The organism is Agrobacterium sp. 33MFTa1.1 (genome assembly GCF_004328495.1).
GTDB lineage: Bacteria > Pseudomonadota > Alphaproteobacteria > Rhizobiales > Rhizobiaceae > Agrobacterium > Agrobacterium pusense.
This window is the reverse complement of the sequence record NZ_CP036359.1, coordinates 78,670-95,037: the sequence shown is the minus strand read 5'-3', so window position 1 is coordinate 95,037 and position 16,368 is coordinate 78,670. Positions and strand designations below refer to the sequence as shown.

15 protein-coding genes are annotated in these 16,368 nt (G+C 59.3%); 6 read left to right on the top strand and 9 right to left on the bottom strand.

From position 1 onward, the window contains the following. The first annotated feature begins 93 nt into the window (after positions 1-93). The 6 genes from EYD00_RS14260 (at position 94) to EYD00_RS14235 (ending at position 6,863) form a co-directional block, all read left to right on the top strand. Complete coding sequence (locus EYD00_RS14260) at positions 94-1,023, top strand: ArsR/SmtB family transcription factor (protein ID WP_004444928.1); 930 nt, start codon at positions 94-96, stop codon at positions 1,021-1,023. Between the two features lie 122 nt (positions 1,024-1,145). Beyond that, on the top strand, positions 1,146-2,657 hold the full coding sequence (arfA, locus tag EYD00_RS14255) for an arabinosylfuranosidase ArfA (RefSeq protein ID WP_006700548.1): 1,512 nt from the start codon (positions 1,146-1,148) through the stop codon (positions 2,655-2,657). A 7-nt stretch (positions 2,658-2,664) separates the two neighbouring features. After that, positions 2,665-3,738 (top strand): ABC transporter ATP-binding protein, encoded by a 1,074-nt coding sequence (locus EYD00_RS14250; RefSeq protein ID WP_034496583.1) that lies wholly within the window; start codon positions 2,665-2,667, stop codon positions 3,736-3,738. 75 nt (positions 3,739-3,813) lie between these two features. Continuing rightward, the gene (locus EYD00_RS14245) at positions 3,814-5,088 is read left to right on the top strand and encodes an extracellular solute-binding protein (RefSeq protein WP_022562625.1); all 1,275 of its coding nucleotides are present in this window, start codon (positions 3,814-3,816) and stop codon (positions 5,086-5,088) included. Between the two features lie 66 nt (positions 5,089-5,154). Next, positions 5,155-6,039, top strand: coding sequence for a carbohydrate ABC transporter permease (locus EYD00_RS14240; RefSeq protein ID WP_034496581.1), 885 nt, complete (start codon positions 5,155-5,157; stop codon positions 6,037-6,039). Beyond that, positions 6,036-6,863, top strand: coding sequence for a carbohydrate ABC transporter permease (locus tag EYD00_RS14235; RefSeq protein WP_004444918.1), 828 nt, complete (start codon positions 6,036-6,038; stop codon positions 6,861-6,863). Before EYD00_RS14240 ends, EYD00_RS14235 begins: the two co-directional genes overlap by 4 nt. 12 nt (positions 6,864-6,875) lie before the next feature. On the opposite strand, the gene EYD00_RS14230 is transcribed toward EYD00_RS14235, so the two are convergent. The 9 genes from EYD00_RS14230 to EYD00_RS14190 all read right to left on the bottom strand — a co-directional run bounded on the left by EYD00_RS14230 (position 6,876) and on the right by EYD00_RS14190 (position 16,357). Then, a complete protein-coding gene (locus EYD00_RS14230) occupies positions 6,876-7,610 on the bottom strand; it encodes an ABC transporter ATP-binding protein (RefSeq protein WP_004444916.1) in 735 nt (244 codons plus the stop codon). Continuing rightward, on the bottom strand, positions 7,607-8,476 hold the full coding sequence (locus EYD00_RS14225) for an ABC transporter permease (protein ID WP_004444914.1): 870 nt from the start codon (positions 8,474-8,476) through the stop codon (positions 7,607-7,609). The genes EYD00_RS14230 and EYD00_RS14225 overlap by 4 nt, the downstream gene beginning before the upstream one ends. Continuing rightward, on the bottom strand, positions 8,473-9,468 hold the full coding sequence (locus EYD00_RS14220; RefSeq protein WP_034496579.1) for an aliphatic sulfonate ABC transporter substrate-binding protein: 996 nt from the start codon (positions 9,466-9,468) through the stop codon (positions 8,473-8,475). The genes EYD00_RS14225 and EYD00_RS14220 overlap by 4 nt, the downstream gene beginning before the upstream one ends. 151 nt (positions 9,469-9,619) lie before the next feature. After that, on the bottom strand, positions 9,620-10,945 hold the full coding sequence (locus tag EYD00_RS14215) for an LLM class flavin-dependent oxidoreductase (RefSeq protein WP_006700580.1): 1,326 nt from the start codon (positions 10,943-10,945) through the stop codon (positions 9,620-9,622). Between the two features lie 316 nt (positions 10,946-11,261). Beyond that, on the bottom strand, positions 11,262-12,383 hold the full coding sequence (locus EYD00_RS14210; RefSeq protein WP_034496576.1) for a sn-glycerol-3-phosphate import ATP-binding protein UgpC: 1,122 nt from the start codon (positions 12,381-12,383) through the stop codon (positions 11,262-11,264). 33 nt (positions 12,384-12,416) lie between these two features. Beyond that, the gene (locus EYD00_RS14205) at positions 12,417-13,301 is read right to left on the bottom strand and encodes an ABC transporter permease subunit (RefSeq protein WP_004444907.1); all 885 of its coding nucleotides are present in this window, start codon (positions 13,299-13,301) and stop codon (positions 12,417-12,419) included. A gap of 7 nt (positions 13,302-13,308) precedes the next feature. Beyond that, on the bottom strand, positions 13,309-14,199 hold the full coding sequence (locus EYD00_RS14200; RefSeq protein WP_034496574.1) for a carbohydrate ABC transporter permease: 891 nt from the start codon (positions 14,197-14,199) through the stop codon (positions 13,309-13,311). A 79-nt stretch (positions 14,200-14,278) separates the two neighbouring features. Further along, entirely contained in the window at positions 14,279-15,622 is a 1,344-nt protein-coding gene (locus EYD00_RS14195; protein WP_004444904.1) for an extracellular solute-binding protein, read from the bottom strand. Between the two features lie 261 nt (positions 15,623-15,883). Next, entirely contained in the window at positions 15,884-16,357 is a 474-nt protein-coding gene (locus tag EYD00_RS14190) for a VOC family protein (RefSeq protein WP_034496572.1), read from the bottom strand. Positions 16,358-16,368: the final 11 nt, after the last annotated feature.

Here is a 16,368-nt window from a genome sequence, read left to right as displayed (position 1 = left end):
TTGGAAGCGCCTGCATGGCAAACAGCACTGGACAAGTGCATGGCATTTAAGCCAGAAATTCTGATCTGGATCGATAAATCTGAAGATTAGAATATGGCGCCCAATTTCCTTCTCGTTGATGCTGAAAAAGAATTCGATGTGCTGAAAGCGGCCGCATCGCTGATCCGCGTGCAGATATTGAAGCTCTTGCACGAGGCGAGCGGTCTCAATGTCAACGAAATTGCGCAGAGACTGGATTTGCCCCAGTCCACCGTTTCCGCCGGCGTGGCCGTTCTGGAGGAGGCGGGGTTGCTGCGAACCGAGACGCGCAAGGCGCGCAAGGGTAGCCAGAAAATCTGCTTTGCCACCTGCGACGAACTTATCGTTTCCTTCCGAAAACCCGAAACCCCGGCGACCTCAAACTATATTGCCGTGGCGATGCCTCTCGGCCTTTACACGCAAAGTTCGGTAACGGCGCCCTGTGGCATCTGCTCGCCGGAGGGCATTATCGGGCTTCTGGATGTGCCCGATACGTTCATGGATCCGGACCGCATGAAGACGGCCTTGTTATGGCTGACATCGGGTTTCGTCGAGTATCAGTTCCCTAATAACGCCAAGATTCAGGGGCGGGAGGTCGAGGAAGTCGAGTTTTCCATGGAGGTCAGTTCAGAGGTTCCCGGAACCCACAGCAACTGGCCGTCGGACATCACCCTGTCCGTCAACGGCAGGGAAATCGGCGTCTGGACGTCGCCCGGCGATTTCGGAGACAAGCGGGGAACATTTACGCCGGACTGGTGGAAGCTGTCCGGTTCGCAATACGGTATGCTGAAAACATGGCGGATTACCGCCCAGGGGACCTTTGTGGATGGCACCCGGATTTCGGATGTGACGCTCGCGGATATCGATCTGACCAGCCACCGTTCCATCCGTCTGCGCATCGAGGTCAAGGCGGATGCGAAACATCCGGGCGGGCTGAACATATTTGGCCGCGGGTTCGGAAATTACGACCAGGACATCGTTTTACGCCTGCGAACGGCTGCCTGATCCAGCAAATTTAATAAGTATGATTTTCGCGGTTGACAGGCGCGGATTCCCTCGGCAACTATATTATCAAATGTGGTTCATACCATATTTCACGATATAAATGCGCATGGGAGGAGAGCCTTATGAAAGCGCGGGTTTCAGTCCACCGGGACTTCCGGATTGGGCGTATCGACGATCGTCTTTATTCCGCCTTCATCGAACATATGGGGCGCGCCATATACGGCGGCATCTACGAGCCGGGCCATCCTCAGGCGGATGAAAACGGCTTTCGCAAGGACGTTCTGAAATTCGTGCAGGACCTGAAGATCCCGGCCATCCGTTATCCGGGCGGCAACTTCGTTTCGGCCTATCGCTGGGAAGACGGCATTGGGCCGCGCGACCAGCGTCCCATCCGGCTCGATCTCGCCTGGCGCTCCAAGGAAACCAACCAGATCGGCATCAATGAATTCGCCGACTGGGCGCAGATGGCCGGCATCGAGATGATGCTCGCCGTCAATCTTGGCTCCCGTGGTCTGGACGACGCCCGCAACTTCCTCGAATACGTCAACTTCCCCGGCGGTACGACGCTCAGCGATCTGCGCCGCAGCCATGGCGCCGAAAAGCCGCATGGCGTGAAAATGTGGTGCCTTGGCAACGAAATGGACGGTCCCTGGCAGATCGGTCACAAAACGGCGGTGGAGTACGGGCGTCTCGCCAACGAAACCGCCAAGGCCTTCAAGGGTTTCGATCCGACTATTGAAGCAATCGTCTGCGGCAGCTCCAATGACGGCATGCCCACTTATCCCGAATGGGAGCGGGAAGTTCTCGAGGAGTGCTATGAAAATGTGGATCACATCTCGCTGCACAAATATTTCGGCAACAACAGCCGCGACACGCTGAATTATTTCGGCAAGATCGAGGAAACCGGACGCTACATCCAGACGATTGCGGGCGTCATCGATTATGTGAAGGCGAAGAAGCGCGCCAAGAACGACGTCTCCATCTGCTTCGACGAATGGAACGTCTGGTATCACATCCGCGAAGAAGACGGCAAACGCATCAAGAGCTGGGACTGGCCGGAAGCGCCCGCACTTCTCGAAGAGACATACAATTTCGAGGACGCGCTGTTCGTGGCGGGTCTGCTCAACGAGTTCATCCGCCGTTCGGATCGGGTGCGCATCGCCTGCATCGCGCAGCTCGTCAATGTCATCGCGCCCATCCGTGCCGAGAAGAACGGCCCGGCATGGCGTCAGACGATCTATTATCCATACCAGTTTGCTTCGCTTTATGGCCGTGGCGTCGCGCTGAATGTCGCCGTTGATTGCCCGACCTATGACTGCAATGCGGCCGATGACGTCAAATATCTCGATGTCGCCGGTGTCTATGACGAGGCGGAAGGCATGGTGACATTGTTCGTGTTGAACCGGCACTTGACCGAGGCCGCCGACCTCGATGTCAGCCTCACCGGTTTCTCGTCGGCCACGCTCGATCTGCATCTGGCCATGGCGGGTTACGATCTGCGTGTCGGTAATGGCCCGGATCAGCCGGATCGTGTCGTGCCGGTGCCGGGCAGCGGTGTTGGCGTCGAAGACGGAGCGCTGAAGGGGTCCGTGCCGGCGCTGTCTTATCATGTGCTGCGTCTGAAGGTTCAGTGAGGCGGCCATGGGTGTCCGTCTCAACAATATCGCCAAGTCCTTCGGCTCCTTCGCGGCGATCCGGGATGTCTCGATGGATATCCCGACCGGCAGCTTCGCGGTCTTCGTCGGGCCTTCCGGCTGCGGAAAATCCACGCTGCTGCGGATGATTGCCGGTCTTGAAGAGACCAGCGGCGGATGCATCGCCATCGACGACCGTGATGTCACGGCCGTCGAGCCGGCGGATCGCGGCGTTGCGATGGTTTTCCAGAACTATGCCCTCTATCCGCATCTGACGGTGTTCGAGAACATGGCGTTCAGCCTGCGTCTTGCCCGCCGGCCGAAGGCGGAGGTGAATGAGAGGGTGGGCGAGGCGGCCCGCATCCTGCAGCTGGAAGATCATCTGCAGAAAAAGCCTTCGCAGCTTTCCGGTGGACAGCGCCAGCGCGTCGCCATCGGCCGCGCCATCGTTCGACAGCCGAAGGTCTTCCTGTTCGATGAGCCGCTTTCGAACCTCGATGCGGAGTTGCGCGTGCAGATGCGGCTGGAGCTGACCCGGCTCCACCGCAAGCTGGGTGCCACAATGATCTATGTCACCCATGATCAGGTGGAGGCCATGACGCTCGCGGACAAGATCTTCGTGTTGAAGGGCGGCGTCGTGCAGCAGGCGGGTGCACCGCTCACCCTCTATGACGATCCTGATAACCGGTTCGTCGCGGGCTTCATCGGCTCACCGGCGATGAACTTCCTGCAGGCGGACGTCGTCGGACAGCACGAAGGCGTCGTGACGCTTTCGCCCGATGGCGGGCATGGACATATCGAGGCGCGGCTCTCGCAACCCGTCTCCGCCGGGCAGCGTGTCGAGATCGGGATCCGACCCGAGCATCTGATCATAACACAGGACGGTGCCTTGCCGGTCGTCGTCGAGGTCGCGGAAGAGCTGGGCGACGTCTCCTACCTCTATACCCGCACCGGGGCCGGCAGGGAAATCATCGTGCAGCGCCAGGGCTCGCGCGAGAGCCTGGATGGCCGTCCGGTTTCGCTCACCGCCGCGCCCGACCACATCATGGTTTTCGACAGCGACGGCAGAAGGTTGCGATAGGCGCGAGGAGGCGCCTGTCGAGGCAGCAGACCATCCCCGATGGGGTGTTTTCAAAGAAAACGGGAGGAGTGAACGATGCGACTGATCAAGACATTGCTTGTTGGCACGGTTCTGGGTTTGACCGCCCTGCCGGCGCTGGCCAGACAGGATATCGTCTGGTGGGATTTCCTGTCCGGCGGTGACGGCGTGCGCATGAAGGCGCTGATCGATGCCTTCAACAAGGAACATCCTGATATTCAGGTGAAGGGAACGACGCTCGAATGGGGCGTGCCCTTCTATACCAAGGTACGGACCGCTTCTGCCGTCGGCGAAGGACCTGACGTCATGACCTATCACCTGTCCCGTGCGCCGCTGGCGCTGCAGGAGAAGGTGCTGAGCGAGATTACCGACAAGGATCTTGAGGATGCGGGACTGAAGAAGGACGATTTCTTCAGTGCGCCGCTCGATGCGGCCACCCATGACGGCAAGCTTTATGCCGTGCCTTTCGATATTCACGCGCTGGTTCTCTATTACAATGCCGATCTTCTCAAAGGCTCGCCCTATATCGATGCCGAAGGCAAGCTGACCGGTATCAAGACGATAGACGACTTCGAGAAGGCGCTGGCCTGGGCCAAGGAAAAAGGCGTCGAAACGCCGGTCACGTATCAATCCGGCGGAGAAGCCGGTGTCTGGCGCGTCTTTTACACCTTGTTCTCGCAGCAGGGTGGTGAACTCGTCACCAATGGCGAGGTGCTGGCCGGCGACAATGCGGAGAAGGCCGCCAAGGCTATCGATACCATGTCGAAATGGCGCGAAAACGGCTGGGCGCCGGAGCAGGCGGAATATCCCGCTTCCGTCGCGCTCTTCTCCGCCGGAAAATCCGCCTTCCAGCTGAACGGCGTCTGGGAAGTGCCGACCTACAAGGACCTGGAAAAGAACAACAAGCTGGGCTTCAAATGGAGCGCGGTCGAGGTTCCGCCCTTCATGGGTAAACGCGCTACATGGGCGGATTCACACGCTTTTGCCATTCCCAACCAGGGTGACAAGACCGTTTCCGGCGAAAAACGCGCCGCGGTGATGAAGGTAATCGGCTGGATGGAAAAACACGCCATCAGCTGGGCCGATGCTGGCCACATCCCGGCCTATAAATCGATCACCGAGGGCAGCGATTACAAGGCGATGCAGCCGAACGCCACCTATGCGTCACTTGCAGAAGCAGCCGTGTTCGATCCGAAAACGACGATCACGGGTGTCGCTTCGCCTGCCTATGATGCCGCGCTCAACGTCATCGCTCCGGCCATTCAGGGCTTCATGAGCGGCACGGATGCGGTGGAGCAGATCAAGGAAGAGCTGCAAAGCAAGCTGAAGTGACAGGAACCGGCCCTCCGGTCTCTGGCCGGAGGGCGCCTGCAATGCGTGAAGTCCCGGAGACAGTCCATGGCTATGATTGAAAACCGGCGCAAGAAATCGCTGATCGCGCTGTCGATGGTGACGCCGTTCATCGTGGTCTTCGCCACCTTCTTCCTTTATCCGCTGGTCGAGATGGTGCGCATGAGTTTCACCGATGCGCCCCTGATCGGTGATGGAAACTGGGTCGGGTTTGCAAACTACGCAAAGCTGCTGAGCGACCGCCTGTTTATAACGTCGCTGAAGAACAACGGTTATTTTGTGCTTCTAACCGTGGTCCCGACGACCGTCATCGCGCTGATGATCGCACTCGCCGTCAGCCGCCTTTCGGGCGTCAGGCAGACGGTTGCGATGAGCCTGTTTTTCTTGCCCTATGTCTTGCCTGTATCGGTCGTCACGGAAATCTGGACGTGGATGCTCGATCTTCAGTTCGGCATTCTTCAGCCGGTGATTTCCCTGTTTGCCGGAAAACCGGTCGCGGTCTTCAAGAATCCCTATTGGGTCATGCCGATGGTCGCTGTCGTCACCATCTGGTGGACCAACGGTTTCAACGTATTGCTATTCATCGCGGGTCTTCGCAACATTCCGGCCGAGCTTTATGAGGCCGCCTCGCTCGATGGCGCAACGACGTGGCAACGCTTCTGGCGCGTGACCTGGCCGCTATTATGGCCCGTGACAGCCCTCGTGCTGACCCTTCAATTGATCCTGCAACTGAAGATATTCGACCAGATCTATCTCCTGAGCGGCGGCGGCCCTTTCAACTCAAGCTTTGTACTGCTTCTAAAGGTCTATCGTGAAGCCTTCCAGCTCAACAATGGCGGTTATGCCTCTGCCGTCGCCACCGTGCTGTTCCTGCTGATCGTCATCGTTTCCATTCTCCAGTTCCAGTTGCTGCGCATCCGGAGGAACTCATGAGCCTCACCAGAAGACTAGAAAACATCATCCTGACCGTGCTGACCTTCTCGGCGGCGCTGGTGTGGATATTTCCGCTCTACTGGACCTTCGTCACCTCCATTCGCTCGGATGAGAATGTTGCAGGGAACACCTTGCTGATACCCGACGAGTTCCGGCTGAGCGCCTATGTGAACGCCATCTTCAACACGCAGTTGATGAACTGGTATATCAACTCGGTCGGCACGGCGGCGATCGTTACCGTATCGGTGCTTCTTATCTCGATGTTGTGCGCCTATGCCCTCTCGCAGATACGGTTTCCGGGCCGACGCCTGCTCTATGGCATCGTGCTGGCGAGTTTCATGGTGCCGGCGCAGACGCTTGTCGTCACGCAGTTCATCCTGATGAAAAACCTTAACCTCATCAACACCTGGGCAGGCATCATCCTGCCGCAGCTCATCACGCCCATCGTCATCATCGTCTACAAGCAGTTCTTCGACAGCGTGCCGAAGGAGATGCGCGAGGCTGTGGTTTTGGATGGCGGCGGTGAGTATACAATCCTTTTCAAGGTCTACCTGCCGCTGAACTGGGGCATTACGACCGCCATGGCGATCGTGACATTCATCACGGTCTGGAACGCCTTCTTCTGGCCCTTCCTCGTCGTTACCTCGGAAAACATGATGACGATCCCGGTCGGCATCACCCAGGTCAATGACACATTCGGCGTTGCCTATGCCCGGCTGATGGCCATCGCCATGCTTGCCGCGCTGCCGGTCATCATCGCCTACGTCATCTTCCAGCGGCGGGTAACGGAAGCCATCATGATCTCGTCCGGTGTGAAAGGGTGAGGGGGCGGACGATCAGATGACATGCGCCTTGTGCAGGGCTGTCAGCACGTCGTTCTTGAGGGTTGCCAGCCGGGGTGAGCGCCGGTCACGGGGGCGTGGCACGTCCACCTCGATCTCCTCCTGTATGCGACCGTCATGGGCACCCATCATGTAAATCCGGTCGCCGAGATAGAGAGCTTCATCGATATCGTGGGTGACGAGAAGGAATGAGATGCCGCGCTGTTCCACAAGCTTCAGAACAAGGTCCTGAAGCTTCATCCGCGTGAAGGCATCGACCGCGCTGAAGGGTTCATCCAGCAGCAGGATACGCGGTTGCGTATAGAGCGCCCGAGCGATGGCGACACGCTGCGCCATGCCGCCGGAAAGCGCCTTCGGCAGCGCCGCGCCGTGGCCGCTGAGGCCTACGTCGTTGATCAGCCCTTCAACCCGCTGCACGTCGAATTTCTTGCCGGCCGCATAGCCGATATTTTCGGCAACCGTCAGCCAGGGCATCAGGCGGGGTTCCTGAAAGACGAAGGCGATCGGCGGCGTGTCCGTCGCTCCGTCTTCTTCCGCCGTGTTGATCGTCACTGCGCCGGCAAATCGCCTGTCCAGACCTGCGGCGATGCGCAGCAGCGTGCTCTTTCCGCAGCCGCTTGGCCCGAGAAGAACCGCCGCTTCGCCATCGCCGAGCCCCAGATGAATGTCCTGAAGGACAACGGTATCGCCGAAGGCCTTTTCGCGCACGTCAACCTGAAGCAGGCTCATCGCAACCGACCTCCTTCCTGCAGGGGATAGGTATCGCGCCAACGCAGGCAGCGTTCCTCGACGATCTTGAACAGGCTGTCGGAAATCTTGCCGAGCACCGCAAGGCAGATGATGGCGATCATCACCAGATCGGGACGGGACAGTTCCCGCCCGTCGGAAAGCATGTAGCCGATCCCTTCGGATGCGGCCAGAAGCTCGGCTGCCACGACGCTCAGCCAGGCGAGGGACAGCCCGTAACGCAGGCCGGTGAAAAGATGAGGCAGGGAGGCCGGGATAAAAATTCGCCAGACCAGTACGGGCAGGGGCTGGCGATACATTTCGCCCACTTCCACAAGTTTGCGATCCACATTGCGGATGCCGGAGAACAGGTTGAGATAGACCGGGAAAAACGCGCTCTTGGCGATCAGGACGATTTTAGAGGTTTCGCCGATGCCGAACCAGATCATCAGCAGCGGCACCCAGGCGAGGCTCGGAACCGCGCGCAGGGCCTGAAACGTGGGCTCCAGATAACGCTCGGCGGCAACGACCAGCCCAACCAGCGATCCAACGATGACCGCAAGCACCGAGCCGATGACGAAGCCGACGAAAACGCGGGCGGTGCTTGCCGCGACATTGGTCCAGAGAGGTCCTTCGGCAAGCCGCAGAAACGTATCGTAGAGTTCCGATGGCGGCGGCAGCACATAAGGGCTCACCCAGCCCATGCGAACAAAAAGCTCGAGCAGCAGCAAAGACCCGACCGGCACGATCGCACCGCGCAGGTCGAACCGTGTGAAGAAAGCCCCCACCTTTTGCACAAGCGTCGATCGGGAAGGAGACTGTCTGGATGGCTGTCTCACGCGCTGAAATTCGCGCGGATGGGAATTCATGCGCCCAGCACCTTTTTCGCCGGAGCCGGGTCTATCAATGACGCAAGAACATTGTCGACATTGACGCCCGGACGCAGGACGTCGTCGCCAAGCAGCGGGGTAACGATACGGATCGAATTCAGCAGTTCTTCACCCGGGACGGGGTCGTTCCAGTCACGCTTGTTGATGGTAAGTTCCGTGATCTTGGGGTCGTTGCCCGTGACCTTCGTGACGAAATCGATGAATTCGCCGTTATTCTCGCGGATCCATTTCTGCGTCTGCACCCACACGCCGAGCAGACGCTCTACCGCGCGCGGGTGTTTTGCCAGGAACGTCTCCGATACGCTGAAGACACTGCCGTCGCGCCAGCTACGCTCATCGAAAATTGCCCTGTCGCCGGCAAGCTCGGCCTGGGAGGTGTGCGGATCGATACCGACCCAGGCATCCACCTGTCCCTGCTGCAGCGCGTTGAACCCCTCGGGGTGCTGCAGGTTTACAACCTTCAGATCATCGACTGACAGCTTGTGTTGAGCAAGCGCGCGGACAAGGGTGAAATAGGGAGCCGTGCCCTTGGTGACGGCAATGGTCTTGCCCTTGAGATCGGCCACCGTCTTTACCGGCGAATCCGGACGCACCTGAATGATGGACGAACCGCCCCAGCTTGCTACATAGATGACTTTCAGCGGCACGCCATTGGCGCGGGCAAGAAAGGCCGAAAGCGCCGCGGAACCGGCGAAATCGGTCGAGCCGACCTTGAGGAACTCCAGCGAGTTGTTGCTGCCGCGCGATTGTACCCAGGTGATCTTGGTGCCGACATCCTTGAACGCTTCCTCAAGCCAGCCCTTGTTCTTTATCAGCAGTGTATGGGACGAATAAAATCCCCAATCCAGCTTCAGCTCTGCCGGAAATTCCGGCGTGCTCTGTGCCAGCGCACCGCGAGTTGCAAGCGGCGCGGCAAGCGCGCCGGCAATACCGAGCTTGAGGATATGGCGGCGGGAATGTTCGGCCTTCATTTAATTCACCTATTTTATGGATTTTATATACATAAAGGCTAAAGGCAGGTGTTTTTGTGGTCAATACGCACCTCTGGAACCCCATGCCAAACTTCGAAAGCGGCGTGGAAAATCTCCCTAATCCCGGAGGGATCGGCGCGACATCCCGTTATCAAGCAAAGAAGCGGTTGACCGGGCGGTGCAGTCCGAGATGATCGCGCAATGTCGGACCTTCATAGTCCGTTCGGAAAACTCCGCGTTTTTGCAGTTCCGGTACGACCAGCGTGGTGAAATCGTCAAGGCCGGCGGGCAGGAAGGGGAAGGTGACGTTGAAGCCGTCCGAGCCTTCCTCATGCAGCCATTGTTCCATCTCGTCGGCGATGGTTTTCGGCGTGCCGACGAAGGCGAGCCCCGCATAGCCGCCCAGCCGCTGCGCGAGTTGACGCACCGTCAGCCCTTCGCTTCTGGCAAGTTCTATCACTCTTTCGCGGCTGGATTTGCTCGCATTCGTTTCCGGAATGTCGGGCAGCGGGGCGTCGGGATCGAAACCGGACACATCGTGACCCAGCGCGATCGACAGCGATGCTATCGCGCTTTCATAGTGGACGAGGCTGTCGAGCCTGGCGCGCTTGGCTTTTGCCTCCTCGACCGTATCGCCGACAAGAACGAACGCGCCAGGCAGAATGACGATGCCATCACGCGACCGTCCGGCGGCGACCGTCCTGTCCTTTACGTCCTTGTAAAAGGCCTTGCCGGCTGCAAGGGTGGGTGTGGCCGCAAAGACCACCTCAGCGGTTTCGGCGGCGAGCTGGCGTCCGGGTTCGGATGCGCCGGCCTGAACGATGACCGGCCAGCCCTGCACCGGGCGGGCGATATTGAGCGGTCCGCGCACCGAAAATTCGGGGCCCCTGTGGTTCAGCACATGCATTTTTTCAGGGTCGAAGAACAGTCCGCTATCGACATCCCGAATGAAGGCATCATCCGAAAATGAATCCCACAGCCCGGTGACGACGTCATAGAATTCCCGCGCGCGGCCATAGCGCTCGGCGTGGTCGGGTTGATCATCTCGGCCGAAATTCCGGGCGGCGTCCGGGTTCGAGGTTGTGACGATGTTCCAGCCGGCGCGGCCATTGCTGAGGTGATCGAGAGAGGCAAAACGCCGGGCCACGTGATAGGGCTCGTCGAACGTGGTGGACGCGGTGGCGACGAGACCGATGCGCTGGGTGACGGCGGCCAGGGCGGAAAGAAGCGTGAAGGGCTCGAAGGAAGTAACGGTATGGCTGCGGCGCAGTGCCTCCGTGGGCATGTTCAGGACGGCGAGATGATCGGCCATGAAAAATGCGTCGAATTTCGCAGCTTCGAGCTGCTGCGCGAAACGCGCCAGATGGGCGAAATTGAAATTGGCGTCAGGAAAGGCGCCGGGATAACGCCATGCGCCCGTGTGGAGGCTGACGGGCCTCATAAAGGCGCCGAGATGCAGTTTGCGATCATTTGCCATTGGGTTTCACTCTCTTGTCGGTGTTTCGGCGCGGACGGCTCGCTGTCGCATCCGCTGGCGGGCGCAAGCCCGCTTCTTGCTTGCGGCGACGATATCCCCGTCAGGGAGTTGGCGCGGCAAAGACTATTCCGATTATGATTTACAAACCGAAAGATTTTTCCCGGGATCGCGTTTGCGACGATGCAACCGTCGCTGCCGACCGGTTGTCGCGGGCGGTTGATGTGTCTGCAACTTCGTATCGTCGTGACGGGGCCGCGTCGTGTGAAGGTCCGGCAGGCGGCCTGCCACCGGACCTCTCTTTCGGCGCCGTCCGCGTTCAGACTGCCAGAAGCGCCTCGTTGCCCGTGCGGCGGGTCTCAATGGTGCTTTCCGTTTCGATACGCTTGCCGGTAGCCGGATCGAAGAAGTGCAACTGTGCGGCCGGCAGGCCGAGATGGATGCGCTGGCCGGGCTTCACGGCCAGGTCCTCGCCTATGGCAGCGGAGAATGTTTCGCCGGCAATCTCGGCGTGTACGATGCGGCCCGATCCCAGTTCTTCGACGAAATCGACGATGGCCGGCACGCCCTCGCCATCCGCGCTGACGAGGCATTGCTCCGGGCGGATGCCGACCGTTACGTCGCGGCCGCGCAGTTCCAGTGCGGTTTCGGGAAAGAGTTTCACCGGCGTGCCGGCCAGCATGACGGCGTGGGATTCCACTTCAACCCGGGTGGTGAACAGGTTCATGGCCGGCGAACCGATGAAGGATGCAACAAAGGTGCTGGCGGGACGATGATAGATATCGAGGGGATGACCGACCTGTTCGACGATACCCCTGTTCATCACGACCAGCCGGTCGGCCAGCGTCATGGCTTCCACCTGGTCGTGGGTGACGAAGACGGAGGTGGCGGACAGGCGCTGGTGCAGCTTGCGGATTTCGGCGCGCATGGTGACACGCAGCTTGGCGTCGAGATTGGAGAGCGGCTCATCGAACAGGAAGACCTGCGGCTCCCGAATGATTGCGCGGGCCATGGCCACACGCTGGCGCTGGCCGCCGGAAAGCGCAGCCGGCTTGCGTTCCAGATAATCGGAAAGGCCGACAATCTTCGCCGTTTCCTCGATCCGGCGCTGGCGCTCGGCCCTGGCGACGCCAGCGACTTTCAGCGCGTAGCCGATATTGCCGGCGACGGTCATGTGCGGATAGAGCGCGTAGTTCTGAAATACCATGGCGCATCCGCGTTCACGCGGCTCGAGCCTGTTGACTACGCGTCCGCCAATCGCGATCTCGCCGGAGGTGATGTCCTCCAACCCGGCGATCATGCGCAGAAGGGTGGACTTGCCGCAGCCGGAGGGGCCGAGGATGACGACGAATTCGCCGGAGCCGAAAGTGAGATCCACGCCATGCAGCGTGGGGGTCTTGCCATAGGATTTGCGGAGCTGGCGGATATCGATCTGAGCCATGATGGGAACCTTGTTGTTAAAAGCCGCGTGCCGTCACTTTTCGGACGAAACGAGACCGCGGACGAACCAGCGTTGCAGGAAGGCGACAACGAGAAGCGGCGGTGTGATGATGATGAGGGAGCCGGCCAGGGTCACGTTCCAGTCCGGCGTGCCGTCTTCGGCGGGCAGAAGGGCGCGCAGCGACATCATCACCGTCTTGTAGGAAGGATCGGTGACCATCAATAACGGCCAGAGATACTGGTTCCAGGCATAAACGAACATGATGGTGGTGAGCGCCGCCATGTTGGTTCTGGAGAGCGGCAACAGCATTTCCACGAAGAAGCGGATTGGCCCCGATCCGTCCATGCGCGCCGCTTCAGCCAGTTCGTCGGGGATGGTCATGAAGAACTGGCGGTATAGAAAGGTGCCGGTGGCGGTTGCGACCAGCGGCAGGGTGAGGCCGACATAGGAATTCAGGAGGTTCCACTCCACTGAGACCTCAATTCCGAACCATCCGAGGATGGAGCGGAAAGGCTGGAAAATATCCGCGGCTACCGAATAGGTCGGCACCACGCGCACTTCCAGCGGCAGCATGAGGGTGATGAACACCGTCCAGAAGAAGAGGTGCTTCAGCGGCGAGCGGAAGAACACGATGGCGAAGGCGGTAAAGGCCGAAAGGGCCACCTTGCCGATCGTGACCAGCGTGGCCATGATCATGCTGTTGAGAAGGGCGTTGCCGAGATTGGCGCGTTGCCAGGCGGTTTGGGCATTGGTGAGGAATTCGCCCTGTGGCAGAAAGCTGAACGGGATGCTGTTGACCTGAACGACAGACTGGCTAGCGCCGGCGATCACGACGAGCAGGGGACCGATGAGCAGAAGAAAACCGGCAATCATCAGCCCGTAGGTCAGGGCGTCGGCATAAGGGGTGCGCTGGATCATCGTCGCCTCACTTGTAATGGACCTGCCGCTCGACGAAGCGGAACTGGATGAAGGTGAAAATCATGATGAGGCCGATGAGGACGAGGCTCTGTGCCGAGGCGCCGGAATAGTTCAGCCCCTCGAATGCTTCGCTGACGATGCGGTAGACCATCACTTCGGTGGCGTGGTTGGGACCGCCCTCGGTGGTGGAGGCGACGATGCCGAAGGTATCCGCGCCGACGAAACCCTCCGTCATCATGATGACGGTCAGGAAGAACAGGGTCGGTGCCAACAGCGGCACCTGAATGTCGATGGCGCGGCGGACGGGCCCGGAGCCGTCCATAGCGGCTGCTTCCGTCAGCGCGCGCGGCACGGATTGCAGGCCGGCGAACAGGAAGATGAAGGTGTAACCCGCCCATTTCCAGATGAAGATGACGATGACGAGGATCAGCGCGTGCTCGCCATATTTTGCCGGGTTCCAGAAATCCGGCCACCAGGCGTTGAGCGAGGCGGCAAGCCCGCGTTCCGGCGAGAGGATGAAACGGAATGCCATGCCCGCCGCAGGCCCGGCGATGGCGTAAGGAAGAATATAGAGCACCCGGAAGAAGCCGGAGCCGGGAAGGGCGCGATCCACGCAAAGCGCAAGGACAAGGCCGATGAGAATGGTGAAGAACGGACCGGCGACGGCGAAGATCAGGCTGACGAGCACCGATTGCCAGTAAAGCGGATCGAAGAAGGTCTCCTTGAAATTGGCGAGCCCGACGAATTCCGCCGCACCGCCGAAGGGCGGTTCAAGTGTGAACGCCCAGTTGATGACCGCTGCCACAGGCCAATAAAAGAACAGAAAGATCAGCAGAAGCTGCGGCAGGGCGAACAGCACGGGTAACCACGTGCTCTTGAAGACGGCGCGCTTTTCCATTGAGTAACCGGCAAAAGTGGAGAACTGGACGGGCTTGCCCGGGAGATCCCGCGGGCAAGCCCCTTCAAAACGGCAAAGTTTAGTTCAGCTTGGCGCCGGCATAGGTCTTTTCGAAGCGGCGCAGGCCGGCATTCGAGCGCTCGACGGCCTTGTCGAGTTCCCCCTGAACGTCGGCATTCTGCATGAAGATGGCTTCGAGTGCCGTGGAGACTTCCTTGCGGATCTGCGTGAAGTTGCCGAGACGGATGCCGCGGGTATATTCGGAAGGCGGCGTGAAGGTCAGGCTCTCGATTGCCTTTTCGCGACCCTTATAGGGTGCCTTGTCGTAGAAGCCGTTGGCCTTCATGGCGTCGAAGCCGGTCTTGGTGACCGGGATGTAACCGGTGACCGTGGACCACCACTGAACCATCTCCGGCTGGGCGATGAAGTTGAGGAATGCTGCCGCGCCCTTGTATTCCGCTTCCGGACGGCCGGCCATGACCCACAGGGAAGCGCCACCGACGAGCGAGTTCTGCCGCTGCGTGCCCTTCCAGACCGGCAGCATGGCCACGTCCCACTTCACGCCCTCAGGCATGCCCTTGCCCACGGTGCCGTGCCCGGCAATCGAAGACATGAACATCTGGCAGGTCTGCGAGGTGAAAGCGGGCAGGATGTCCATGCCGAGCTGCTTCGTCTTGACGACGAACAGCTTCTCGTCCTGCATCTTTTTGAAGAATTTTACATGGTCGACGAACTTGGTCTTGTTGATCGTCAGTTCCGCGTCGAGGCCCTGATAGCCGTTGCCTTTGGTGGCGATCGGCTGGTTATGGATGGCGGAGAACTGTTCCATCAGCATCCAGGTGTCGAAGTTGAAGGCGAGCGGGCATTCGAAACCGGCGGCTTTCAGCTTCTTCGCGGCCTCTTCAACCTGTTCCCATGTATCGGGCTTGAAGGTGATGCCGGCTTTTTCGAACGCATCGACATTGTAATAGAACACAGCGGTGGATGAATTATAGGGGAAGGAGTTCAGCTCGCCCGCAGCCGTTGCATAATAATTGGCAATGCCCGGGAAATAATTGTCCCAGTCGATCTTGTAGCCATTGTCAGCCATTAGCTTTTTCGCGGGAACGAAAGCCTTGGACAGCATCATGTCCAGCGTGCCGGCGTCGTAAATCTGGGTGATCGCCGGCTGCTTCTTGGCGCGGTAGGCGGCGATGGTGTTCTGCAGCGTGGCGTCGTAATCGTTCTGAGACGTGCAGACGATCTCGAATTCAGCCTGGGATTCGTTGAACTTCTTGCAGGTGTCCTGAACGCGTTCGCCAAGGTCACCGGAAAGGCCGTACCAGAATTCGAACTTGGTCTTTTCAGCGTGGGCAGCCGTGGCGCCGAAGGCGGCGGCAATGGCAACGCCGGCCATGAAAGAGGTCAGAGCGGAAGGTTTCATGAGTTGAGCCCCGTTGATGGAATGATGGCCTGATCGGCAGGGACGTCATGTCCTGAGCACGAAGCCACGGGCTCTGCTAACAGTCGTATTTGACGGATAGCTTACATTTTGTTGAACGTTTTATGATGACTTGCGGCGCAGCATCGTCGGCGCGGCGAAATACGATCGCTGGAAGCGCAATGCATGTATTTCTATTTAGACGTCAGTTATTTACGTGGAAAGCGGGCGTTCCGCTACCTGATGCTGAACCGTCTGTCTCCATCAACCCCGGCGTGCGGCTTCGATGGCGGCGACGTCGATTTTCTTCATATCCATCATCGCCGTGAAGGCTCGTCTGGCTTCTGCCCCGCCGGCAGCCATGGCATCCATCAGCACGCGCGGCGTGATCTGCCAGGAGATGCCCCATTTGTCCTTGCACCAGCCGCAGGCGCTTTCCTGGCCGCCATTGCCAACGATGGCGTTCCAGTAGCGGTCGGTTTCCTCCTGATCTTCAGTCGATATCTGGAATGAGAAAGCTTCGCTGTGCTTGAATTGCGGCCCACCATTGAGGCCGATGCAGGTTACGCCTGCGACAGTGAACTGCACCATGAGGACGTCCCCCTGCTTGCCGGAGGGATAGTCGCCCGGCGCGTGATACACTTTTATAACCTCGCTATCGGGAAACGTGTCGGCATAAAAACGGGCTGCTGCCTTTGCGTCCTTGTCGTACCAGATACAGATCATGTTCTTTTGCATGGGTATGGTCC